The sequence below is a fragment of the Algoriphagus sp. TR-M9 genome, assembly GCF_027594545.1.
In the GTDB taxonomy this organism is placed as follows: domain Bacteria; phylum Bacteroidota; class Bacteroidia; order Cytophagales; family Cyclobacteriaceae; genus Algoriphagus; species Algoriphagus halophytocola.
Map to the genome: position 1 here is coordinate 4,528,991 of NZ_CP115160.1, position 24,095 is coordinate 4,553,085.

The following is a 24,095-nucleotide window of genomic DNA, read 5'->3' on the forward strand; positions in this document are numbered from 1 at the left end:
TCTGATGGGCGGTTAGCCATAAATGACCCCACCGCAGGAATCACTTTTGGCACCGGTGACGGAGGCCAAGCAATTGTCTTCTCCCCTCAGTTTCAGCAGTCCCAAAAACCCGAATACCAGCGCTTCCTTGAATTCTATCAGTTGGGAATTGGCCTGGTCCTGCGTCCACTTGCCCTGAAGCTGGGCATCCAGCCTTTCTATAAAATATGAATTGTAAGCTCCACCACCTGTGATGAGTACGCTCGGCTTTTCGGATGGCTGGTAATGTTGGATGGTTTTGGAGATCTGAATGGCATAATGCTCTACCAAAGTGCTCAATATATCTTTTTCTGAAAGGCCAGAATTCCCAATTAAGGGCTCAAAGTCCCGCTCTAGATTTTCTCTACCCAGGGATTTTACAGACTGCGTTTGGTAATAATCAAGGGCATTCAGTTGAGCGAGCAAAGTGTCGCTGACTGTTCCTTCTTTGGCCCAGGCTCCATTTGCATCGTATGCGGCTCCTAGCTTTTGGGCTTGGGCATTGAGCAAAAGATTAAAAGGACAGGTGTCAAATGCAATTCTTTTCCCTTGCTGCTCCATACTGATATTTGCGATTCCACCCAGGTTAATGCAAAAATCCATCTTCGGAAAAAGTAAGCGATCGCCGATGGGAACCAGTGGAGCCCCCTGGCCTCCGAGTTGCACATCGAGCATCCTGAAATCATTGATCACCCGCTGTCCAGAGCGCTGATGCATGGCAAATCCATTTCCGATCTGAAGGCTTAGCCCTTGCTTTGGCTGATGGAAAACCGTGTGTCCATGTGAGCAAACGGCCAAAGGATGAGCATTATTAGCTGCGCAGTAGGCCTTAACTTGCTCTCCCATCCACTGGCCAAACTCCACATCGAGCAATGCCAGGTCCAGAGCACTTAAGCGATGCGAACCCATGAGTTTCGAGCCTAGCTTTTCTGGAAATGGAATGGTACTCGCATCCATGATCTCAAATGTCCATTGATCCTGGAGCTGAAAGCTACAATAGGCCAAATCCAGTCCATCTCCGGATGTGCCGGACATCAGTCCGATTAGGTTATAAGTCTTAGGGCTCATGGGTTAAAGTTTGTTAAGTGACTTAATCGCCAAAGATAAATTAACATGGATAAAATGTCCCGGTTTTATTAATGGCTAATTTGCAGGATAATAATTAAAATGTGTGACAAATCTAATCATTGACATAGGCAATACCCGGATAAAATCAGCCCGGTTTGACCAGGAAAAGCTGCTGGATGAGCGCTCCTTTGAGCAGCTTGATCAGGCGGTATCCTATTGGAAGTCAGTGTACTTTTCCCACTGCCTGATCAGTTCGGTGCGCTGGAATGAGGATTACCTCAGTGAGGTATTACCCTTTAAGTTTCAGTTTCTCAGCCAGCAGACCAAGCTTCCCATTCAAAATGGTTATGGATCTCCGGCCACACTGGGGCTAGATCGGATCGCAGCGGCTATAGGAGGATGGTCCTTCGAAAGTAAAGGGCCCGTTTTGGCGGTGGACCTGGGAAGTTGTATTACTTTTGATCTTGTCGATGAGGAAAATGTCTATCGTGGAGGTGCTATCAGCCCGGGAGTGAGCATGCGTGCTCAGGCTATGCATACCTTGACAGCGCGATTGCCATTAGTGGCGTTGAGTTCCAAAAGCAATGAGCTGATTGGAGACAATACGATCACCTGCATGCAAATCGGGATTTGGCGTGGAGTGGAATTTGAAATACTCGGCCAAATCGAAGCTTATCGCAAAAAATATCCAAAAATCCAGGTCTTTGTTTGTGGCGGAGATGCCCAATCTTTTGATTCATTGGCAAAAGACCACATATTTGTAGTCCCAAATTTAGTCCTTCATGGATTGAATGCTATTCTAAACCACAATGTTGAGTAAAATCAAATTGCATTTGCTGGGTGTCCTAAGCACCCTTTTCTTATTTTCAGAAGCTCAGGCACAGTCCAGTGCCTCTACCTATAGTGCGCTAGGGATCGGTGAGTTTAATTATTCTGGTCTCACCCAAAATCAAGGCATGGGAGGGCTTGGTATCAGTTTTGGTACCGGCTGGAATGCCAATGTGGTCAATCCGGCGCTTTCTACGCGTAATACCATTTTTAATTTTCAGGCAGCTCTGAATTATAAAAAAATCGATGCCAATAACGGAAATCAAACCTCCGATGTAGATGGAGGCGGGCTTTCTTACCTTGCCATGTCTCTGCCACTCAAGGCCGGAAAGGTAACAGGCGGCTTGGGACTCAATCAGATCACTAGTGTAAACTATAACCTTTTGATCAGCAGTGAGGTGAGCAATACTGATATTACTGCGATCAATTCCATCGTAGGAGACGGAGGGATTTCAGAAGCTTATGGGAGTTTAGGCTTTTTGATCGGAGACCGGCTGAGTTTGGGATTGACCGGGTCATACCTCTTTGGCTCTACGATCCGCACCGACCAACTTGCACTTTTTGACTCCGCCGCCAATCAGGTAGGCACCACCACGGAATATTATGAAAGATTAACAGTGAGTGATGTGGGCTTAAAATTGGGCGCGCACTACTATTTTCCTGTAAGTGAAAAAAGCAATTTACATTTTGGTGCCATTTATCAGCGTTTAGGCAATGTTGGTGGAAAAGCTTTTGCCAAGCTCGCAGCATTTGGCCAAGCTAGCGACCCGGATTCCGACGGTGATCTTATTGCCAACAATGAGCCCGGAAGTATCTTTATCCCCGATCGCTACGGATTTGGGGTCACTTTTGAAAAAACGAACAAATTAGCTATAGGGCTGGAAGCACAGTATCAGGACTTCAAACAGTTCCGTAATCTGAACGATGATCCCCTTCAGCTGAAGGAAGCAATCAAGGTGGGGCTAGGGATGCAATTTGTGCCAGATTATACGGCAATCGATAATCCCTTGAAGCGTTCTACTTACCGCTTTGGACTGGAATTTCAGCAGACTCCGTACTACCTCAATGCCACAAATATTAATGATATTGGCATTAACTTTGGTACTTCAGTTTTTGTGAATCAGATGTCCCAAGTGAATTTTGCGATGAAATTTGGGCAGAGAGGAACTACAGAAAACGGACTGATCCGTGAGAATTATGTGAACTTCACCCTAGGTTTCTCACTGAATGACAATAGCTGGTTCTACAAAAGAGTATTTGAATAAAGCTTAAACAAACTATATGATCAAAATGGTTAAATACTAGTCCCCGGGCTTGAATTTAGACATGAAGATTAAATTGTGCCGAATTAAACCATTTATGAAAATGAAAATCAAATCTACACTTCTTGGGCTAGGAGCCCTGCTGATCGCCGGAATGGCTCAAGCTCAAGACGGATGGAACTGGCCCTCCGACGCTGCTGAAGAAGCAAAAGCCAGAGAGTTTAACGCCGCTTATACAGACTACATGAAGTCTGAGCAATTCGTCGAAGCCACCAAACCATTGAACTGGTTGCTCGTGAATGTGCCAGAGCTGAATGAGTCTATTTATATCAATGGAGTGAAGGTCTACGATGGTGCGGCTGACGCTACAGCCGATGAAACACAGAAAAGAGTCTATCAGGATTCTGTGATCACTTTGTACGAAAAGCGTGGTGAACTCTATAACAATGAACCAAAGTGGATTGAAAACAAGGCTTACTACGGCTATCAATATTATAAAGGAGACAAAGATAAAGTAGCTGAGCCAATCGCTGATTTTGAAAAGGCATTGGAACTGAACGGTACAATCAACTACCAATTGACTGCGGCATACTTTGATCTGGTTTACCGAAATTATGCTTACAATCAAGCCTATACTGCTGAAGAAATCCTTGCCATTCATGACAAAATCAATGCAATGCTGGATGAAGAAGCTGCTGGAGGTACGGATGTCTCTAGTCAGAAAAGTACCCTTGAGCAGTTGCTAGTGGCTATGGAATTGATCGATTGTGATTTTATTGAAAACACATTAGGACCAAAATTGGCAGCAGATCCTACCAATGAAGCTCTTGCCGATCAGATCTTCCAGTATTCGGTACAGTACAAATGTTACAGTTCAAATGCTTTCCTTCAGGCACTGGAGATCAAGCATGCCAAAGAGCCTTCTTACTCCACCTCTCAGGTCATCGCTATGAGATATGTGCAGGATGACAAGCTGGCTGAAGCAGAAGAAATGTGGAAGCAGGCCTTGACACTGGCAGAAAATGATGCCCAGAAGGCTGAAGGTCACATGGAGCTAGCGACGATCTATGCGAAGCAGGGCAAAAAGTCTTCGGCGAGAGCTGAAGCAAAAGAAGCTGCTAATCTGGATTCTGAGAGAACGGCAGATGTATATTCTATGATTGCTGGCATGTACATGAATTCATTCAATGAATGTAAAGGCGGTACTAGCCGAGTTAAAGATTACTCCATCTATATCGCAGCTTACAATGCTTATCAAAGAGCAGGAGATTCTGCAGGTATGGCTCAGGCTAGATCTAGATTCCCATCTAAAGAAGAATTGTTTACTGAAGGTAAGCAAGTAGGAGAGACAGTCAACACCGGCTGCTGGATCGGAGAGACCGTGACATTGGCTACCAGAGATTAATTCTCTTAAATATTATGAAAAAGGCAGTTTTCGGACTGCCTTTTTTCATTTATAGCCGTAAGACATTTTTAAAGTATCTTTGCCCCATGAAGTATTTCAGATTGCTGTTTGTATGGTTTGCTTTATCCGTTTTGATCAGTTCCTGCCGGGAAGACGTGGATGCTTCCGCATTGCAAGTGTATGATGGTCCCATGAATTCTGCTGAGAATATCCATCTGATCCAAAGTGACTCTGCAATAGTCCGGTCCGAGATTCGAGCTGCTAAGCAACTGGAATTTGCCAATGGGAATATTGAGTTTCCTGAAGGAATAGAAATCAAGTTTTTTGAAAAGGACGGAACGCTGGGTACTACACTGGAAGCAGATAGAGGATATTTTTTGAAACAGGAAAACACCTACAAGGGAGAAGGCAACGTGCGGGTCAATAATTTGATCAAAGATCAAAAGTTACAGTCAGAGGAGCTTTTTTGGGAGCAAAACAAGAAGAGAATCTACACGGAGAAGTTTGTAACTGTACAGGATGGACAGACCCTCTTCAATGGAACAGGCCTAGAAGCCGACGATACGTTCACAAATTATGAAATCAAAAACCCGAGAGATAGTCGAGTATTAATGCCTGGAGAAGGTAATTAAGGAATATACAATTAGGAAGAATACAATGAAACTTGCAGACGCCTTAATCTTATCACTCGCACTTGCCTTGGTCATCATAGGAATCCATCAATCCCTAACGGTGGGAGTTCAGGCTTCTTATACTATTTTTATGTTTGCAGTAGCCTTGCTATTTTGGTTTCAATATCGCAGGATTCAGAGAGATGAGGAGCCGCCAGCTCCTAAGAAAAAATCAAAACCCGGCAAAAAACGCTAAGCATGGAAGTGAGTTACCTGATTTATGTGATCGTCACATTGGTTTTTTCGGCATTTTTTTCCGGTATGGAGATCGCCTACGTCTCATCCAATAAGCTTCAAATAGAACTCCAGAATAAACAGGGGGATTTGACGGGAAGAATTTTGAGTGTATTCGTGCAGCGTCCTGGTCAGTTCATCGGCACTACTCTGATGGGAAATACCATTTCCATGGTGCTATACGGGATTTTTATGGCCTACCTGATGGAGGATCCTTTGCGGGAAATCCTTCCTCCTACCCTGAATAATGAAGTCGTTATTCTGGTGTTCCAAACCTTGATATCCACCATCATTGTATTGGTGACCGCAGAGTTTTTGCCCAAAAGCCTCTTTATGCTGAACCCCAATAGCATGTTGAATTTCTTTGCTTTGCCGTTTTGGGTCATTTATGTGTTGATTTATCCGGTGGTTTGGGCAGTAGTAGGACTTTCCCGCTTCTTCATCACCAAAATCCTAAGACTGGAATACAGCGAAGACAGGCCTGTTTTCACCGTGACGGATTTGAATAGTTTTATCCAAAACCATATTCATAAAGGTGCAGAAGAAGGGCAGGTAGAGATCGATACCAAGATTTTTGACAATGCCGTGGAATTCAAAACCGTCCGAGTGCGGGAATGCATGGTGCCCAGAACGGATATTGTGTCTGTGGAAGTAGAGGACAGCATAGAGGAATTAAAGGAAGTGTTTAAGGAAAGCGGTCATTCCAAGGTGATCGTGTACCGGGAATCCATAGATGATGTGATCGGTTATTGTCATCAATTGGAGCTGTTCAAAAAGCCCAAAAGCATAGAGGAAATCCTTACGCCTATTATAATCGCACCGGAATCTGCCCTGGCCAATGAGCTGCTCATTCAGTTTATCCAAGAGCGAAAAAGTCTTGCTTTGGTCGTAGATGAGTTTGGAGGGACCAGTGGCATCGTATCTATGGAAGATATTATTGAGGAGATTTTTGGGGAAATTGAGGATGAATATGACTCGGATGATTTGATTGAGCAGAAAATTTCTGAGCAGGAATATTTGCTAAGCGCCCGCCACGAGATCGATTATCTAAATGACAAATATGGATGGGAATTGCCCATAGGAGAGTTTGAGACCCTATCCGGGCTGATATTGTCTCTTACTGAGAACCTTCCGAAGAAGGGAGAATCTGTGACTTTTGAGTCCTATACCTTCACTGTGGTGACCAAACAAGAGCACCGAATCGAAACCGTACGCCTAAAAATCAACACCTCGGGCATTTTCTAGTTAAGCGTTTGATTCAGAATATATTTTGAATTTCGTTAGTAATGCTATTATTTTGCGACTCTCTAAAAAAGCGTAGTAACAATAATGGCGTTAATTAAACAAATTAGACAACGGACAGGTCTATTGATCGGCGTAATTGCCGGCGGATTGATTTTATTCCTCCTAGGAGGTGATTTATTAAGTCCAAATTCCACTCTACTCAGCTCCAATCAGAACATCGTTGGTGAAATAGCCGGTGAAGATGTCACCTATGAGGAGTATGTGGCCCGTGTGGAAGAATTCAAACTTGCCAATCAGCAGCGTACCGGAAGAGTGCCTTCAGAAGTAGAAATGTACTCCATCCGTGAGCAAGCCTGGCAGTCCATGATTGTAGAGCGCGTATTCAAAGATGAGTATGAGAAGCTTGGTCTGACGATTTCGGATGCGGAACTGGTGGACATGGTGCAGGGGAAAAATATCGTACCTGAGCTGCGTCAGCAGCTAGTCAATCCACAGACTGGACAGTTTGATAAGAATCAGTTAGTGACTTTCCTACAATCTCTGGAAACAGCAGATCCCGCTCAGCAGGCTTATTGGGCACAGCAGGAGCAGCTTTTCGCAGATTCCAGACTTCGTGTCAAATACGATAACCTGCTAGCTACTTCAGAATTTGCTACTGAAGCTGAAGCTAAAGAGGCTTATGTGGCTGCCAATACCATCGCAGATGCATCGGTTTTGTTCATCCCATTTTATGCAGTAAGCGATGATGAGGTTGAATTCAGCGAAAGTGATTTGAGTGCTTATTTGTCCAATAACAAGGACAAGTTCAAATCCGGAAATTCAGCTAGCTTTGATTATGTAAGTTTCATCATACAGCCGAGCGGTGCAGATTCAGCTGAAGTGATCGCGCAGATCAAAGAACTGACCAATGAACTGAGCACTTCAGATTCAGATTCTGTTTTTGCGTTGAGAAACTCAGAAAGCCCTACACCTTTCTTAACCGTAAGACCGGGTGATGCTCTTCCTGCCAACCTGACCAGCAATGTTTCTGATGTGGAAGCAGGGCAGACTTATGGTCCTTTTGTCACGGCTAACTCTACTTATGTTTCTTACAAAATCTCTGACCAGTATGAAGGCACTCCAAGATTGAGAGCTTCTCATATCTTGTTCAGCACAGAAGGAATGGATGATGCGGCCAAGGAAGCTGTAAAAGCACAGGCCGAAACGGTACTGGCCGACCTGAAAGGTGATGCAAACTTTGAAATGGCTGCCAGACAATACGGTCAGGATGGTACAGCTCAGACAGGCGGTGACCTGGGATGGTTTGCTAAGGAGGACTTTGTAGAGGAATTTGCAAATGCAGCGTATGGAGCAAGAGCTACTGGCCTACTTCCAAACTTGGTTGAAACCGAATATGGATACCATATCATCAAGGTTACGGAGATGCCTAAGAGCACTTATACCAAAGTAGCCATTGTAGAGCTTGAGTTGGTGGCTTCTGATGCCACTAGAAATGAAGCCTTCAGAAATGCAGATTCATTTGCTGCAGAGGCTGGAAACAGAAATGAATTCACTGAAAATGCCGAGGCTTCTAATTACCGAGTGCTACAGGCAACTAACATAGATGCTTCAGCCAGAAATATCAATAATCTTCAGAATGCTAGAGAGGTGATCAGATGGGCATTTACAGATGCTTCTGAAGGAGAAGTTTCTCCGGTGTTCGAGCTGGACAACGCCTATGTAGTGGCTAGCCTGGTGAGCAAGCGTGAAGAAGGAGATGTAACTCTTGCGGACGTGAGAGAGCAGGTAGAAGCCCAGGTGAAAAATGAGAAGAAAGCTGAATTGATCAAGTCTAAGCTAGCTGGCAAATCCTCCTTGGAAGATATGAAAGCAGTTTATCCAGACGAAGCTTCCATCAATGAAGTACCGGACTTGAAGTTAAGTGCCAATGTGATCGCAGGGGTAGGTTTCGCACCAAAGGCCATAGGAGCGATCTTTGGGCTGGAGCAGGGAGAGATCTCTGAGCCGGTTCGTGAAGATGTAGGAGTCATAGTAGGTAAATTGAATGCCCTGACGCCGGCTGCAGAGATAGGTGACTACACTGCGTACCAAGGTCAGTTGACCCAAAATGCTTCCCAACGGACAGCCTATTCGGTCATGATGGCCCTCCAAGACCTCGCAGGGGTCAAGGATTACCGATATAAATTCTTCTAAGAAAAATAAATTTTGAACCCATGCCGCAAAGCATGGGTTCTTTGTTTATAATTAGGCAGTAAAAGTCGAGTATTTCAAAAAATGGAAAAGAAGCAATTTGACAAAGCTAGTTTCAGGGAAAAACTGGAGAACAGCGGGGAGTTTCCCATGCTGTATATGTTTAAATTTATAGTCCCAAAAGGGAAGGAATCGGAAGTTGCTTCCCTTTTTCCCCGAAACGAAGTGAAGACAAAAGCCAGCTCCACGGGTAAGTATGTAAGCTCCACCATCCAAGCCATGATGGACAATCCGGACGATATTATCAGTATTTACGAGCAGGCAGCAGAAATAGAAGGGTTAATTGCACTTTAAATCAAAAACATCATGTGGACTGAAAAAGACAATAAACTATCGAAAACTTTCAAATTCGGCGACTTTCAGGAGGCTTTTGCCTTTATGACCCGAGTGGCCTTTTTGGCCGAGGCGCATCAGCATCACCCCAATTGGTCTAATGTCTATAATACCGTGGAAATAGAGCTGACCACCCATGACCAGGGCAATACTGTGACAGAAAAGGACCGAAAGTTGGCCGAAGCCATAGATGAGCTGAATGCATGAGTGAGCAAAGTCCAAATTTATTTTTAGTGCCGACTCCCATCGGTAATCTGCAGGACATTACGTTACGGGCTATAGAGGTACTGAAGCATGCCGACATGATTCTGGCAGAGGATACACGCACGAGCGGGCAGTTACTCAAGCATCTTGAGATCTCCAGGCCACTGCAGAGTTATCATATTTTCAATGAACACAAGACCGTAGAAAAGCTGGTTGACCGCATGCAGCAGGGGGAAGTCTTTGCGCTGATCAGTGACGCAGGAACCCCGGCTATCTCAGACCCGGGTTTTCTCCTAGTCAGAGAAGTTTTGGCAGCAGGTCTAGACGTACAGTGCCTGCCAGGTGCCACGGCTTTTGTGCCTGCATTGGTAAATAGCGGCCTGCCGAATGATAGATTTGTATTCGAAGGTTTCTTACCTCATAAGAAAGGTAGGAAAACCAGAATCGACGGCTTAGTGGACGAAGTTAGGACCATGATTTTTTATGAATCTCCGCACCGCCTGTTGAAAACGCTCAGACAGCTTGCTGAAGCCTTTGGAGGGGAGCGTCAGGCATCGGTGTCCAGAGAGCTGACAAAACTCCATGAGGAGAATGTAAGGGGCAGTCTGGAGGAGTTGATTGAATATTACGAGACCCATACCCTCAAAGGGGAAATTGCCCTGGTGGTAGCAGGCAAAAACCCCAAAGCTTAACCAAAACCTATTAATCCCATGACCTCTGAAAAATTAAACCTTCTGCTAGAGCAAACGCAGGATGTGGCCAAATCTGCGGGTGCATTTATCCGTAAAGAAAGACAGCACTTTGATCCCAACAAGATCGAGCATAAAGGATTCAACGATTTGGTGTCCTATGTGGACAAAGAAGCCGAAAAAATGATAGTTGACCGCCTTTCGAAAATTTTGCCGGAGGCTGGCTTTATCACGGAGGAAGGTACGAGTACCACTCAGGCTGAGCAGTACAACTGGGTGATTGATCCACTAGATGGTACCACTAATTTTATTCATGGCATTCCTGTGTTTTCGGTAAGTATAGCCCTTATGGAAAAGGAAGAAGTGATTTTGGGGGTGGTTTATGAAATCAATCTACATGAGTGTTTTTATGCTAAAAAAGGTGGAGGGGCTTTCTGCAATGATACCAGAATCAGTGTAAGTCCTGCCAAGAACCTTTCTGAATCCCTGATGGTGACCGGTTTCCCGTATGCCAATTTCGACCAAGTGGATAAGTATCTGGAGGTTTTGAAATACATGATGCAGCATACCCATGGAGCCAGAAGGTTTGGTAGTGCCGCGGTAGATTTGTGCTATGTAGCCAGTGGAAGAGCTGAGGGCTTTTTTGAGTACAATTTAAACTCTTATGACGTAGCTGCCGGTACCTTGATCGTAGAGGAAGCAGGAGGGAAAGTTACAGACTTTTCAGGGGGGAGAAATTTCGTTTTCGGAAGGCAGATTTTGGCAAGCAATGCAAAAATTCACGAACCAGTGCTATCCAAACTTCAGGAGGTTTGGGGTTGAAAACACTGAAAATCAACCGGTTGTTTAGCTTATCAGGTAGTACCATACCATCACTGATAGGATAGAGATCGGGATTCCCAAGCCAGCCAAAAGTGTGGCCAGTTTTGGTTTCAATCCATATTTGATGGCTACTATGGAACCGGTAATCATGGGCGCCATTCCGCTTTCCAATACCGTGACCTTGAACTCCAGGCTTTCTGTAGACAGAAAATTGGCATAAAGCAGGTATACGGCGAAAGGAGCAAAAACCAATCGATATCCCATGCCCATCCAATAGAACCTGGAACCCAAGGAATCAAAATCCAGCGAAAACTTCAGGCCTATGGCAAAAATGGCCACGGGAGCCATAGTTTTACCTATTGCGGCTACTATGGGCATGAGGAATTGCGGAGTTTCCCATTGCATCAGACTCATCAGCACGGTTAGCAGTAGAAAAGCGAAAGGCGGGAAGGTCAGGATTTTCAGGGGGATTTGTGCCAGGTTCCCCTCCTCATGCGAATAAATAGATCCCACTATAATCGCCAAAGAAGAAACCAAGAGAAAAGAACCTCCCTGATCGATCAGAAGGGCTATGGGAAGGCCAGCTCTGCCATACAGCCCTTCGATTACAGGGAACCCCATAAATGAAGTATTGGCCAATCCAGCCACGATCACTAAACACCCGGTGGTTTGATTGTCCCAGTTCAGGATTTTCCCCAGGCTTCCAAAGATCAACCATGACAGTAAAAAGGTAAACCATGCTGCAGATATGGGTAGCAGCAAATCCCAACTCGGGGCAATCTGGGGGATGTAAAGCAGCGCTAAGGCTGGTAGTACTATATTCAGTAAGTAGGCATTTACCCATTGGGTCACTTTTTCTAGTGGAAAACCCGGTCTTTTTTGAAGGAAAAGTCCCAATAAAAGGCACAAAAATGCAATCAATGCAGCAGTCATAGGGGCTTTTTATAAATCCTTATATTTATTAACATAAAAATAATTTTGTATAATTGTAGCGTCTTGATAATCAGTATACTTTTAGAAAATTAACATCAGGTCTATGACGAAACTTATACCTATTTTTATCGATGGCGGTAAGTGGATTCAGCTTTCTCAGCTTTCCAGAGATCATGCCACCAAGCTTAAATCCTTTCTTCCTGTGGGTTCTCTGAAGAAAATTATGTTTCAAGGGAGCGAATTTACAGATTGTGTTGACTTTGCCACCTATGAATATTGGTTTAGGACATACCAGGTAAAGGAGCAGCGTCATGCTTTTTTGGATTTTTAATCTAGTCCGAAACTTTTCCTTTTTTCGTCAAAGTATTTTTCCAAGTCCGGATATAGATCACTTTCAGCTTCAGGGATGCCGGACAGGCTGAGTTCCATATTTCCCTCCATATTGTCTTTATTGATCTGCATGCTTTCCAAGAGATAAATCAAATCCTCCAGCATCAGTGGTTCTTCTGCGGAAGAAGGGTAAAGTAAATATTCATTGCCATAAAAATCCACAGCTTCAAATTGGATTTTACGATCTATCCAATGTGCAAAAATGCTGATTTGCTCACCCCATTGACTTTCAGGGTAATGAAGCTTCACCAGGCGTATGGTGGTAATTTCTCCGTCGAAATAGTCCTCAGGCCGGAATTTAAAATTGATCATTCCCCAAAAATAGCAAATACTTACGATTGACCTTTTTCATTCCTTCATTTGGATTGGAATATCGGGACTTTCAGGCTATTTTTGGGCTCGTTTTTGAGCTGTGAGTACAGTTCAATTTCCATAGCAAATCCGCTTTCAACCCCCTGATTATGAAAAGAGATACGGTTATTTTTGACCTGATTGCCCAAGAAGAGGACAGACAAAAGAGAGGAATCGAACTGATCGCCTCCGAAAATTTCACCAGCAAGCAAGTAATGGAAGCCGCCGGAAGCGTGCTTACCAATAAATATGCTGAAGGCTTACCTAGCAAGAGGTATTATGGTGGATGTGAGGTAGTTGACGAGATTGAACAGCTGGCGATTGATAGAGCCAAGCAACTTTTCGGTGCCACCTGGGCAAATGTACAGCCGCACTCTGGCGCCCAGGCAAATGCCGCTGTCATGCTGGCCTGTCTAAAAGCAGGGGATGCTATTTTAGGTTTTGACCTCTCACATGGTGGACACTTGACGCACGGATCTCCTGTGAATTTCTCAGGGAAACTATATGAACCACATTTCTATGGAGTAGAGGAGGAAACGGGAAGAATTGACTATGATAAAGTAGAAGCAAAGGCGCAGGAAGTCTCTCCAAAAATGATTATCTGTGGAGCATCTGCATATTCTAGAGATTGGGATTATGCTAGGCTAAGAGAAATTGCAGATGAGGTTGGAGCTATTCTTTTGGCGGATATTTCTCATCCATCCGGATTGATCGCCAGAGGCTTGCTGAATGACCCGTTGGAGCATTGCCATATTGTGACTACCACCACTCACAAAACGCTTAGAGGACCTAGGGGTGGTTTGATCATGATGCGGGAGGATTTTGACAATCCTTGGGGCTTGACTACTCCAAAAGGAGAAATCAGAAAAATGTCCTCTCTATTGGATATGGGCGTTTTCCCAGGTACACAAGGCGGGCCTTTGGAGCATATTATTGCTGCCAAAGCAATTGCTTTTGAGGAGGCCTTGTCTGACGAATACATGGAGTATGTGCTGCAGGTGAAAAAGAATGCATCCGTAATGGCCGAGGAGTTCGTAAGTTTAGGATATCAGATCATATCCGGTGGTACGGACAATCACATGATGTTGATTGACCTGAGAAATAAGGAGCTGACCGGAAAGATCGCAGAGCAAACACTGGGTAAGGTGGACATCACGATTAATAAAAACATGGTGCCATTTGATACCAAATCACCTTTTGTGACCTCAGGAATGCGAGTAGGAACAGCAGCTATCACCACCCGAGGGTTGAAGGAAGAGGATATGAAAAAGATAGTGACCTTGATAGACAAGGCGCTGAAAAACCATGACAATGAATCTGAATTGGAAAACATCCGTGCTGAAGTAAACGCTTGGATGAACCAATTCCCATTATACTAGAAATTTAAAATCACCCGTGGCGTTAGATCAATATCAGGAAGAGGAAGAAGGAATGTCCTTCTTGGATCATTTAGAGGCATTGCGATGGCATTTGCTCAGGTCTGTCTCGGCAATATTAATATTATCCGTAGCAGCTTTTTTGGCGAAGAGCTTTGTGTTCGGAGTAGTGATCCTAGGACCATCCAAGGTGGATTTTGTCACCTACCGATGGCTCTGTGAGGTCAGTGATTATGTAGGATTGCCGGCTCTCTGCATAGACGAACTTCCATTTACTATACAGAGTAGGCAGATGACTGGGCAGTTTACCATGCACATGACTTCGAGTTTTGTGGTTGGATTTATAGCTGCTTTCCCATTTGTGTTTTGGGAAGTTTGGAGATTTATCAGTCCTGGGCTTTATGATCAGGAGAGAAATGCTGCACGGGGAGCTGTATTCTTCGTAAGCTTGTTGTTCTTTATGGGAGCTGCTTTTGGATATTACATCCTTTCCCCGCTTTCCATTAATTTCCTGTCAAACTACCAGTTGGATCCCTCGATCCTGAATGAGTTTGATATTACTTCTTATATCTCCACCTTGACTATGTTGGTGCTAGCTTCGGCGATTATGTTTCAGCTTCCGGTGGTGGTGTATTTTCTGGCGATGTCAGGACTGGTGACTTCAGGAATGTTGAAATCCTATAGAAGACATGCGATTGTGGTGATTTTGGTGCTTTCTGCCATTATTACTCCTCCGGATGTGATTTCCCAGATTCTGATCGCAATGCCGATTTTGGTGCTTTATGAAGCTGGAATTCAGATTGCAAAACGTCTGGAGCGAAAGAGAGCTAGGAAAAGAGCTGAAGAGGAGATAGATGATGCGCTCTAAAATTAGACATTAGATTTTGGTAGCAGGTATCAAGTAGCTAGATATTAGAGTCTAGAAATTAGAATCAAGAGTCAAGAGCCAAGATGTTGGTATTGAAGCTTGATTTAAAAGAGTTAAAGATTTGAATATAAAATTAAAGACACGATAGAAGGCATTACTTACTAATGTCTTCTGTCTAACGTCTTGAGTCTTCAAAGAATTATGGCAAAGAAAATAGCAATAGGAGGAGATCATGCAGGCTTTGAATACAAGGCAAAAATGATCAGCAAACTGGAATCACTGGGCTACGAAGTGAAGGACTTCGGTCCTTTCTCAGATGCTTCTGTGGATTACCCGGATTATGTGCATCCCTTGAGTTCTGCCATCGAAGCAGGTGAATTTGAGTTGGGCATAGTGATCTGTGGATCCGGAAATGGTGTGGCCATCACTGCCAACAAACACCAGGGAATCCGTGCCGCACTTTGCTGGAATGAAGACTTGGCAGCTTTGTGCAGACAGCATAACAATGCTAACGTTTTAGCTCTTCCTGCCCGTTTTATATCGTATGACCTGGCAGAAAAGCTAGCCGAGATATTCCTGACTACTGAATTTGAAGGAGGAAGACATCAGAATAGAGTGAATAAGATTGCTTGTAGCTGATGAACCTTTGCTATTCGTGAGACACGAACGGCGGCAAGAAGCTGGAAGACCGAAAAAGCCCAAACTTGAGACATCAGGTTTGGGCTTCTTTATGAACAGGGGATATTTAAGCTAGGCTTTTACAAGCTTGTATTTCCATTAGCAACTTCACTTGCCAAAATCAGCGCATTGTAGAGATTGGCGATTTTGCCGGATTTGGAGATTTCTGCGAAGGTTCTTTCAGCTCCTTCTGGACCGCCAACTTGAACTTTTACCGAAGGTGAAATGCCGGAATCCATAATGACTTGCTTCACCTGTGCTGCAGTAAGATTTGGGAAATAGGAGCGAATCATCGCTGCCAAGCCCGCAACTGCCGGTGCGGCCATGGATGTTCCTCCCTGGAATTCGTAGGAATCTCCCGGCATGGTAGAGTAGATCTGATCCCCAGGGGCGAAAATGTCCACATTTTCCTTTCCATAATTAGAGAAAACGGCGATCATACCTTCTCCGAATTGAGGTGTCAAAGCCCCTACAGTCAGGTAGTGATCGGAGAAATCTGCTGAAAGTCCTTCGGGGCTATCATTGGGGAAGTTTTGATTTTCCGGAGAATCCAAGTCCATACCGTCATTTCCTGCCGCATGCACAAAGAGTACATCCTTGGAAGCTGCATAGTTTAAGGCTTCGTACACCCATTCTGAATTGGGGGAAAAACCCTTTCCAAAGCTGGCATTGATCACTTTCGCTCCATTATCAGCCGCATAGCGTATGGCCAAGGCAATATCTTTGTCGTATTCATCACCATTGGGAACAGCTCTTACAGACATGATTTTCACGTTGCTGGCTACACCATCCACTCCTTTTTTATTATTTCGGGTGGCTGCGATAATCCCCGCTACGTGCGAACCATGACTTTCATCTGCGTATCTGGAATCGGGATTTCCATTTCCATAGTCCTGATCAGAATAGTCATAAGGATCATCTCCCACAGGAGTTCTGCCATTGAAGTCCACATTTAGATTGTAATTCACCTGAGCCTCATAGTACTTGATACCGTCTTGAAGATCCTTGATTGCGTCTGGAATTTCTTGTCCCATGGTTATTACCTGCATCAGGATTCCCACAGTTCTTTCCTCCTGCGTATTTTTAGGTTGATATTGCTGCAAATCAGCAAGCGTATAATTCTCTTTCCCTAAAGCAGTCTTAATATTTTTATCTGCCATGGTCACCATAGCTTCTATCTGCTTGAGCTGAGGAAGCGTAGCCTGAGCTTCAGGAAGTTTTTCATTCAGCTTTTTCTTGGCAGCTTCCTGATAAGCTTCGTCACCGATTTTTAGGCGGAGGATTCTAGCCATTTCCATTTGCTCATTATAGGATTCGCCAAGGAAGTTATACCCGTGGATATCGTCGATATAACCATTTCCATCATTGTCAATGCCATCTCCAGGCTTCTCGCCAGTATTGGTCCAAAGCACGTCTTTGATGTCTTCATGATCCAGGTCTATGCCTGAGTCTATCACCGCAACGATTACTTCTTCGCCCTTTTTCTTTTTTAAAAGTTCAGAATAAGCACGGACCACGCTCATACCAGGTACAGTGTCCTTTTGAAGATCTAAATGCCCCCAATGTCTAGATTGCTCGTCTGAGAGTTCGGCTACTTTGGGGCTGGTATCGGCGTAACTGATGGGAGGAGCGGTCAATACCAACGAAGAATTACATCCCATCACTAGCAGGCCCATGCTTAGCCCTGCCAAAATTTGAATCTTGCTTTTAATCATAGTTAAAAGTAACGCTCACTTTTAAAAGAGTGCGTAAGAATGAGTGTTAAAAATCGTGAAGTTGGGTTTGTTTTACTTGAGTGGGCGATTTGTGATAGTCGCTGGGCTTTTCTTCCCTCTTACATAGTTGATTATTCTAACTTTTTCAATTCCTCTACCTTCGCTTTTGCATGCCCATTATTCGGGTTTAGGGAAAGTGACTTTTCGTAGTTTTCAATGGCTTTTTCAGTATCGCCCAATACTTCATAAGCTTCTCCCAAACTATCAAAGGTATTGTAGGAGGCAGGATAATTTTCGGTGTTTAAAATAAAGAACTCCAATGCTTTCGACTTTTCCACTTCGTTTCTGTTCTGAAGTTTGCTATAAGCAATTCTGTTTACGAGGTTTTCCGGAGGAGCAAAAGTCCAGGAAAGCCGCTGCGAAATATCCTGAAAATGCTGAGTGAGTTGGGCTAAGTTATCCACATCCCGATAAGAAATCCCATAGCCCTCAAAAATGCTGTTGATTCCGTTGTGGAATGCAATCATAGGAACGGAACTATGGTCCTCATTTTCGAAATATTCCAATTTCGCAGGAAATACTCCATCGTATCTACTGTTTAGCGATTCATACAAGCGAACATGTCGGTCCCGGTTTCTGATATTTCTTTTGCCCCAATTCGCAGTGGCGAAATAAATGTATCTCTTAAATGAATTAGGGCTAACAGCCTCTAATTTTTTGTCCATGGTTTCGGCATCCCAGGAGCCAAAACTTGGATCAATCGCCAGGAAGGAATTGAAAATCGTATTTTCTTTCATGTAAGCATGGGTAGCCAGTAATCCGCCAAGCGAGTGCCCAAAAAGAATTCTATAAGGTGATGTTTGGTACTCCTGATCCAGTTTTGGAATCAGTTCCTCCTCTAGAAAAGCCAAGAAATTATCTCCCCCTCCAAAGTCATTCTCCCGTGCCGTGACGATTTTATCAGGGGTGAAATCCCGGGTTCGACTGACATTTTGAATCCCCACAACAATCATCTCCGGTATCTTTCCAATTCTACCCATATAGTTCGTCATACCGCTAATCGGATGAAAAAAACTGCTGCCATCCAATACAATCAGCAGGGGATATTCTTTATAAGATGATTCTGTATTGCCATAAGATTCCGGAAGACTGACCCAATAGCTTCTTTCCTCATCCAAAGTGCTAGAGTGGATGGTGTGTTTGGTACCGATTTCGATGTTTCCTGTATCTTGGGAGTTTGCTTGTCTGATTCCAAAAAGAAAGAGGATCAGGAGGAGGTGAATTTTACGCATGGTTCTAGTTAGATCAATCAAAAATTTCCAGTTCAAGCCATGTAGAACGGAAACAAAATTATTTTAGGTCTTATCCTCTACGTGTTTTTGAATTAGGAAGGTTGAAAAAAGCTGGGTGCCAATACCAAAACGCGCAATATTCTCTTTGTTAAAATCCATTCTTTATTCAAAAATTGCCCTGGTTTGGTGGAAATGCTAGTCGAGTAAATTTAGGGGATTTTGAAGAGTTTCTCTTCCTTGGGAAGAAAAAGGGAATATTCTGGATGGGCTAAGCCAGGGTTTTCCAATTCAATAATTAAAAAAAGGTGAATTTCTCGACAGCTGTCAAGGACTTCAACTAGTGAAATGACCTGATGTAAATATCTTCTCAGAGCTGAGATCAATCCCCTACCTTATCCACATTAATTTTCTCAATCTGCAAAGGCTGATACTTCACATAATAATTCTCATAACCAGCGATAATAGGACTTATTTTTATCTCATTTGATGAGGCCAAAAAATCAAACATCAGCTCATTAAATTGATAATTGATATACCATGTGTCATTATAACTACCCGTGATATTGGTCATTACTTTTTTATTTCTGTAGGAACCTGGTTTTAACTGAATGGTCACGCGATACCGCTTACCCATTTCGGGTCTGAATCGTAAAACCAAGTATCTCATTTCAGGTAGAAATCCTGCCATGCCATTATTTAATCTTGGATAGTACTTGTTTTCCGGATGTACATCAATGCTTGTTTGGTCGGATCTATACCATCCGAAATATTCAGCGACATACATATCCTTATCCTTCAATTTTTGAGCGGTGATTTCCCAGGATTCGTTGGCCTGCAAATTCAACAAGTCATTCCTATTAACTCTAAGCGCTGGAATGCTGGCAATACCCTTTGGATCGAGCTTTTTCAATTGTGCATTCGAGATTCGATTTGATGGGTTAACCTTGATATCAATAGGTTTTATTTTCAGATTTTTACTGCTGAATTTTCCAATGTTTCCAAACTGTTTCTTTGACATAATGAGCTTGTTTAAAAATGGACATGGCTAATACATATCCTGATTGGATACAATTATTTCCAAATTTTCTGTCTAAAAAAGATAGCCTATTTTTTCTGCCCATGCAAAAATTTGAGGACTTGCTATACTATTGGTATTCAGTCGTTTTAAGAGTGTTTATAGGTCTTATTTGCAAGCAAAAGGATTTTAATAATACTTGCTTTCGAAAATAGTTAATTCATCGAAAATAAAACATGAGAAGATAAAAAGGTGTAGTTGCAAATTACACCTAGATAGGGCTCTTTCTTAAATGTTTTAAATCCGTTAAGATATCAAAATAGCTTATTCATTTAGCCTCACATTTGGCTCGGCTCTTAACAATGCAACGGTAGATGGGCCTATACCTGGCGCTGCATCTAATTCTGCATAGGTAGTTATGCGTTTTTTATTTCTCTGAGTGATAATTGCCTGAGCTCTTACTTCACCTAATCCCTTTACTCTTTGAAGGACCTCAAGTGGTGAATCATTCAGGTAAACCATAAAATTGAGCCTACCGGTGCCAAAACCCGGAATAGAGGCTTTGTTGTGAGCAATGGTAGGGGGAATATCCCAACTGCTTGGTTGGGAGGAGGCAGGAACCCAATTGTTATTGACATATTCCAACTCCTGAAGACTAAAATTTAAGCTATCGGCTACATAGGTGTCTGGATCAGTTTTCACTCCGTTATTTAAGTTTTGGGAGTAGTTAACTTCAACTTCATAGCGGACGACTTTTCCTTCATCAAGGATGTGCTGCTTGGCAAAACGTTCAAACTTAGCGTTCATCTCAGAATTGGTTTGCTTTGCAATAGGTGTCAAATTCCAAGGTACATTACCTGGGCCGTGAAGTTTATGATTTAGTAAATGCCCCTCTACGATATAGTTGGGGTAGTTCATTTTTAATAATCTTCCCAAACCAGTGGTATAAGTTGGCTGGCTGCCTGCAAGTCCTCCCGGATCTAAACTTAAAGGGTTTACAACTACATGCTTACCCATTTCCATTCCTGCTCCGGTGATTTTATCCTGGGTTTCTAACCTGGTTTGTGGTATGGGTGGACCGCCTATTGCATTTAGTATTGCTACTATTTTTTCAAATTCTCTCATGATGATTTGTCCTTTCTCTACGCCTTGACCTTCTCTGTTTCTGTCAATTTCGCTGGAGGAGGTTTGAAGTTCGGCTACCTTGTCATCAGGAATAGTTTTTCCATTCCAACTTTTACTGGAGATTATCTGTCCTAGTGTTTTAGGGTCTGCGCTAGCGATTATGATTTGGGCTTGTGGCGTGGAGTTTTCAAAATAGGCTTCATGACGTTCTCCATTTGGTAGCGTAAATCTTTTTCTAAAACCAAGCCATCCTAGAACTGCGTCAGCAGCATTTCGTCCAGCTTGTAGAATCGCCCCACCAGCAGCGATGGCCTTATCAATCAACCAGTCAATCGCGGCATTCACCCTATCCCTAAGCCCACCGATCATCTCGGCGATTCTGCTTCCTAATCCACGTAAGCCAACTTGATTTGCCAAGAAGCCGATAGCCACAGGAATTGATCTGGCAAGCGCATTCTCAAGATAATTTGCTGCATCCCCAATCGCTCCACGTGCGATATTTGCCACACCCGCAACGAAGGAATTGACGATTTCCAGCATTTCCCGAAGCTTTTCGATAAAGGATTGCACCGCTCTGTAGAATGCGATAAAGCTGTTCACCACCGCCATAATGCCCGTCGGATCAAGCAAAGAAAGAAGCCTAGTCGTGACTTGAGTGATGATCTGCGTGACCACCCAACTCTGAACCTGCTCCAGCACCATGGTCCACAAGTTGCTCAATTGCTCCTGCACATATTCCCAGATCGCAATTGGCCCGCGTTCCCAGACATCCTTGATGAAAGTCCAAATTCCCGAAAGTGTATCAATTGCTCCCCGGATCTGCGCAACCCGCTCTGCACCTAGTTTCAATTCCAGTCTTTCCCAGACATTGTCCATAGTCAGGCCTAGGACATCCAGCACAAAACCTAAAATGCTTTCGAAAGTCAGATCAGCTGGAGGATTGATTCCTGCAGAGGCCAATTCACCAAATAGCCAATCCCTTAACCCACCGAGTAAATGAGTCAGGATGTTGTCAAAAAACTGAACAAAACCCTGTTTGACCGCATTCAACAGATTTCTCAGGAACCCAATTGGATCCCGTTTGATATCTTCAAAAGCACTTTGGGCATTTGCGATTATCTGCTGGACCGTTTCTATCGGGAAGTTCATCACCACCAGCAACACCTCAATCAGGATCTGCACGATGGTCACCACGAAGGCAAAAAGCCTGCGGATTGGATCAGCGAGAGTCTGGACAATTCTTAAAAAGGCATCAATAGGATGGAAGACATCTTCTATGGAGAAGCCATTCCATAATTCCTTAAATAAGCCTGTGACATAGGCCCAAGAGAAGTTTAAAGTTTCAACCGCTGCATTGATTCTTGATACGGTTTGTTCTATGGCTCCAGTTTCCTGCATCTGCTGGAACTGCTCTTCTCCTCCCGGCATCAATCCCATAAATCCCCGGATGATATTCACGGTAGTTCTTGGCACTACTTCCTCAGTAAAAGGATCTTTTCCCAGCAAAACAGTGACTAAATGGAAACCCTGTTGCTCTCTGGCATAGGCCGAAAGTTGGGATAAAAGAGCATCCTTAATAAACTGCAGAACTTGAATAGCAACATTTGCTGCGAAGGTGAAAACCCGGGTGGTGAATGGAGTGAAAATGGCCACCGTTCGCTGAAATGCACCCATGGGGTCTCGAATGTCATCCAGAGAAAACGCATTCCAGGTGGTTTCAAAAAGTCCCCGAACTTCTGCAAAACTGAAGTTTAGTGCAGCTAATTCCGCATCTATCCAATCTGCAGTTTCCTGAATGGTTCCTTCGGCCCGCATTCGCTCCAATTCCTGCTCTTTGCCAATCAAAACTAGGAAATCCTCTATTTTCTCAGCAGTGGTGGATATTACTTCTTCGCCTGTCAGTGGATCATGACCGAGCAATTTGGTAAGCAAAGGGTAGCCTGGAAAAGCATCTGCCAACGCTTTGAGCCCAGCCATTAAAGCTTCTTTGATCAGGGCAAAAACCTGATCTTTAACCCTACCGGCGAAGGTTTCTACATCCCGGTAGAGTTGCCCAAAAGTCCGATCCATAACTCGGACATTATAATCCCAACCTTCTACAAGCCGTACATCATCCCAAGCCTCTTCCAAAGTATCACTGAGTCTGTTTGAAGTGAGATTGAGGGAGGACATTTCGCCCTCAACCCAAGTAAATGCATCGTTGATAATGCCCAGCTCATCCAGCTTGTTATAGAGTAGCATCCCAAAAACAGGGATCAATCCTAAAAGTCCACGAAGTAGATTTGGGCCATTTCTATCTACACTTCTTCCAGCAAGTGGATCATATCCAATAATTACTGTCAATAGAGAATAGCCAGGAATATAGCTCGCAAATTCTGCCAGACCTTCCCGGACAGCCCAAGGCAAACGCTGCACTTGAGGTTCGGCAGAACTGATTTCTGTGATTGGCATTCTTTGCACTTCTGCTGCTCCCTGCTGCACCGTGTGCGTCAATTCATGAGCTAAAAGATGCTTGCCTTCCGCAGTTTCCGGCTGGTATTTTCCCTCGTTGAAATACACATCATTGCCATGCGTAAAGGCTTGCGCTCCTATGGCACTACTCATCTGCGCCGCGTGGGCATCTGAGTGCACCCTAACTCCACTGAAATCTGCGCCAATTTTACTGCCCATTTCGGATTGCACTGGAGCCGGAAGGTTATGGCCGCCGCCTTTGGAACTGGAAATCTGTGCAGAAATAGAAGGAGAGGCTGTCATGCTGCCATCTGGAGATAGTTGTATGCTTTCTTCCTCTTCTTCGAGTCTTTGTAAAAAGTTTGTGTTTTCAGGGAAGAGCTGCACCGTTTCTTCCTCCTCCTCCATAGCGCTCAACTGCAAAAATGGGCCAGTGGCGGAAATAGGCATCATTTGGAGTGTTTCTTCCTCTTCCTCAGGGTGCATTTGAAAAGTGTCCGAACTGCCAGGGCTCATGGCCAGAGCTGGTTCGGAATGGGCCGGAGCCATCGTTACATGATTGGCGACCGCCTCAGCTTCCTGTTCGTATTTATCGCCCGGTTTACCGATTTTGAGGCTTGGCTGAATGCTAAGCGATGCCTGGCCATGATGAAATGACGAAGGCATAGGCTTACGTTCAGCTACGGCGCTCATATTACTTTTTGGTTTCGGTCTTCATTGGCGAGGCTGCAGCCAATGGGGTCATAGGCTCCTGCTCCTCTTCCACAGGGGTCATTTTTACATCAGGCTTTTTCTCTTCTTTTTCTTTCACTATCACCACTTCCTCTTTTTCTGGCTCCTGATCGGCTTTTTTTCTGACTTTCTTTCTCATA

General features: G+C 44.0%; 23 protein-coding genes. 15 read left to right on the forward strand and 8 right to left on the reverse strand.

From position 1 onward, the window contains the following. Positions 1–12: 12 nt before the first annotated feature. A complete protein-coding gene (locus PBT90_RS19385; RefSeq protein ID WP_264808151.1) occupies positions 13–1,086 on the reverse strand; it encodes an anhydro-N-acetylmuramic acid kinase in 1,074 nt (357 codons plus the stop codon). A 103-nt stretch (positions 1,087–1,189) separates the two neighbouring features. Between PBT90_RS19385 and PBT90_RS19390 the strand changes: the two genes are divergently transcribed. The 11 genes from PBT90_RS19390 (at position 1,190) to PBT90_RS19440 (ending at position 11,029) form a co-directional block, all read left to right on the forward strand. After that, a complete protein-coding gene (locus PBT90_RS19390) occupies positions 1,190–1,906 on the forward strand; it encodes a type III pantothenate kinase (protein ID WP_264808152.1) in 717 nt (238 codons plus the stop codon). Then, entirely contained in the window at positions 1,896–3,179 is a 1,284-nt protein-coding gene (locus tag PBT90_RS19395; RefSeq protein ID WP_264808153.1) for a hypothetical protein, read from the forward strand. Before PBT90_RS19390 ends, PBT90_RS19395 begins: the two co-directional genes overlap by 11 nt. A 100-nt stretch (positions 3,180–3,279) precedes the next feature. Further along, on the forward strand, positions 3,280–4,581 hold the full coding sequence (locus PBT90_RS19400) for a tetratricopeptide repeat protein (protein WP_264808154.1): 1,302 nt from the start codon (positions 3,280–3,282) through the stop codon (positions 4,579–4,581). An 86-nt stretch (positions 4,582–4,667) separates the two neighbouring features. Then, positions 4,668–5,213: an LPS export ABC transporter periplasmic protein LptC gene (gene lptC, locus PBT90_RS19405; protein WP_264808155.1), complete on the forward strand. Its 546-nt coding sequence runs from the start codon at positions 4,668–4,670 to the stop codon at positions 5,211–5,213. 25 nt (positions 5,214–5,238) lie between these two features. Beyond that, positions 5,239–5,448, forward strand: a complete 210-nt coding sequence (locus PBT90_RS19410; protein ID WP_264808156.1) for a hypothetical protein — start codon at positions 5,239–5,241, stop codon at positions 5,446–5,448. A 2-nt stretch (positions 5,449–5,450) separates the two neighbouring features. Continuing rightward, positions 5,451–6,731, forward strand: coding sequence for a hemolysin family protein (locus PBT90_RS19415; protein WP_264808157.1), 1,281 nt, complete (start codon positions 5,451–5,453; stop codon positions 6,729–6,731). An 84-nt stretch (positions 6,732–6,815) separates the two neighbouring features. Further along, positions 6,816–8,924, forward strand: a complete 2,109-nt coding sequence (locus tag PBT90_RS19420) for a peptidylprolyl isomerase (RefSeq protein ID WP_270130738.1) — start codon at positions 6,816–6,818, stop codon at positions 8,922–8,924. Between the two features lie 81 nt (positions 8,925–9,005). After that, positions 9,006–9,275 (forward strand): DUF493 domain-containing protein, encoded by a 270-nt coding sequence (locus PBT90_RS19425; protein ID WP_264808159.1) that lies wholly within the window; start codon positions 9,006–9,008, stop codon positions 9,273–9,275. Positions 9,276–9,287: 12 nt separating this feature from the next. Further along, positions 9,288–9,521: a 4a-hydroxytetrahydrobiopterin dehydratase gene (locus PBT90_RS19430; protein WP_264808160.1), complete on the forward strand. Its 234-nt coding sequence runs from the start codon at positions 9,288–9,290 to the stop codon at positions 9,519–9,521. Further along, positions 9,518–10,210: a 16S rRNA (cytidine(1402)-2'-O)-methyltransferase gene (gene rsmI / locus PBT90_RS19435; RefSeq protein ID WP_264808161.1), complete on the forward strand. Its 693-nt coding sequence runs from the start codon at positions 9,518–9,520 to the stop codon at positions 10,208–10,210. Before PBT90_RS19430 ends, rsmI begins: the two co-directional genes overlap by 4 nt. A gap of 18 nt (positions 10,211–10,228) precedes the next feature. Continuing rightward, entirely contained in the window at positions 10,229–11,029 is an 801-nt protein-coding gene (locus PBT90_RS19440; protein WP_264808162.1) for an inositol monophosphatase family protein, read from the forward strand. A 24-nt stretch (positions 11,030–11,053) separates the two neighbouring features. On the opposite strand, the gene PBT90_RS19445 is transcribed toward PBT90_RS19440, so the two are convergent. After that, on the reverse strand, positions 11,054–11,962 hold the full coding sequence (locus PBT90_RS19445) for an AEC family transporter (protein WP_264808163.1): 909 nt from the start codon (positions 11,960–11,962) through the stop codon (positions 11,054–11,056). 103 nt (positions 11,963–12,065) lie between these two features. On the opposite strand from PBT90_RS19445, the gene PBT90_RS19450 reads away from it, so the two are divergent. Next, positions 12,066–12,293 carry a hypothetical protein gene (locus PBT90_RS19450; RefSeq protein WP_264808164.1) on the forward strand — a complete coding sequence of 76 codons (228 nt, stop codon included), beginning with the start codon at positions 12,066–12,068 and terminating at the stop codon, positions 12,291–12,293. Here the strand turns inward: PBT90_RS19450 and PBT90_RS19455 are convergent. After that, positions 12,290–12,664, reverse strand: coding sequence for a UDP-glucuronosyltransferase (locus tag PBT90_RS19455; RefSeq protein WP_264808165.1), 375 nt, complete (start codon positions 12,662–12,664; stop codon positions 12,290–12,292). The two genes, PBT90_RS19450 and PBT90_RS19455, sit on opposite strands and share 4 nt — an antisense overlap. Before the next feature lie 149 nt (positions 12,665–12,813). Here PBT90_RS19455 and PBT90_RS19460 point away from each other — a divergent pair, with 149 nt between their 5' ends. The 3 genes from PBT90_RS19460 to rpiB all read left to right on the forward strand — a co-directional run bounded on the left by PBT90_RS19460 (position 12,814) and on the right by rpiB (position 15,586). Continuing rightward, positions 12,814–14,082 carry a serine hydroxymethyltransferase gene (locus tag PBT90_RS19460; RefSeq protein WP_264808166.1) on the forward strand — a complete coding sequence of 423 codons (1,269 nt, stop codon included), beginning with the start codon at positions 12,814–12,816 and terminating at the stop codon, positions 14,080–14,082. A gap of 16 nt (positions 14,083–14,098) precedes the next feature. Next, positions 14,099–14,947, forward strand: a complete 849-nt coding sequence (gene tatC / locus PBT90_RS19465) for a twin-arginine translocase subunit TatC (RefSeq protein WP_264808167.1) — start codon at positions 14,099–14,101, stop codon at positions 14,945–14,947. 201 nt (positions 14,948–15,148) lie between these two features. Continuing rightward, on the forward strand, positions 15,149–15,586 hold the full coding sequence (gene rpiB, locus PBT90_RS19470; RefSeq protein WP_264808168.1) for a ribose 5-phosphate isomerase B: 438 nt from the start codon (positions 15,149–15,151) through the stop codon (positions 15,584–15,586). Between the two features lie 119 nt (positions 15,587–15,705). Here the strand turns inward: rpiB and PBT90_RS19475 are convergent, their stop codons facing one another. The 5 genes from PBT90_RS19475 to PBT90_RS19495 all read right to left on the reverse strand — a co-directional run bounded on the left by PBT90_RS19475 (position 15,706) and on the right by PBT90_RS19495 (position 24,094). After that, on the reverse strand, positions 15,706–17,340 hold the full coding sequence (locus PBT90_RS19475; protein WP_264808169.1) for a S8 family peptidase: 1,635 nt from the start codon (positions 17,338–17,340) through the stop codon (positions 15,706–15,708). A 131-nt stretch (positions 17,341–17,471) separates the two neighbouring features. Continuing rightward, a complete protein-coding gene (locus PBT90_RS19480; protein ID WP_264808170.1) occupies positions 17,472–18,632 on the reverse strand; it encodes an alpha/beta hydrolase in 1,161 nt (386 codons plus the stop codon). Between the two features lie 379 nt (positions 18,633–19,011). After that, on the reverse strand, positions 19,012–19,650 hold the full coding sequence (locus PBT90_RS19485; protein WP_264808171.1) for a hypothetical protein: 639 nt from the start codon (positions 19,648–19,650) through the stop codon (positions 19,012–19,014). A 321-nt stretch (positions 19,651–19,971) separates the two neighbouring features. Beyond that, complete coding sequence (locus PBT90_RS19490; protein WP_270130747.1) at positions 19,972–23,916, reverse strand: eCIS core domain-containing protein; 3,945 nt, start codon at positions 23,914–23,916, stop codon at positions 19,972–19,974. Between the two features lies 1 nt (position 23,917). Then, complete coding sequence (locus PBT90_RS19495) at positions 23,918–24,094, reverse strand: hypothetical protein (protein WP_264808173.1); 177 nt, start codon at positions 24,092–24,094, stop codon at positions 23,918–23,920. Position 24,095: the final 1 nt, after the last annotated feature.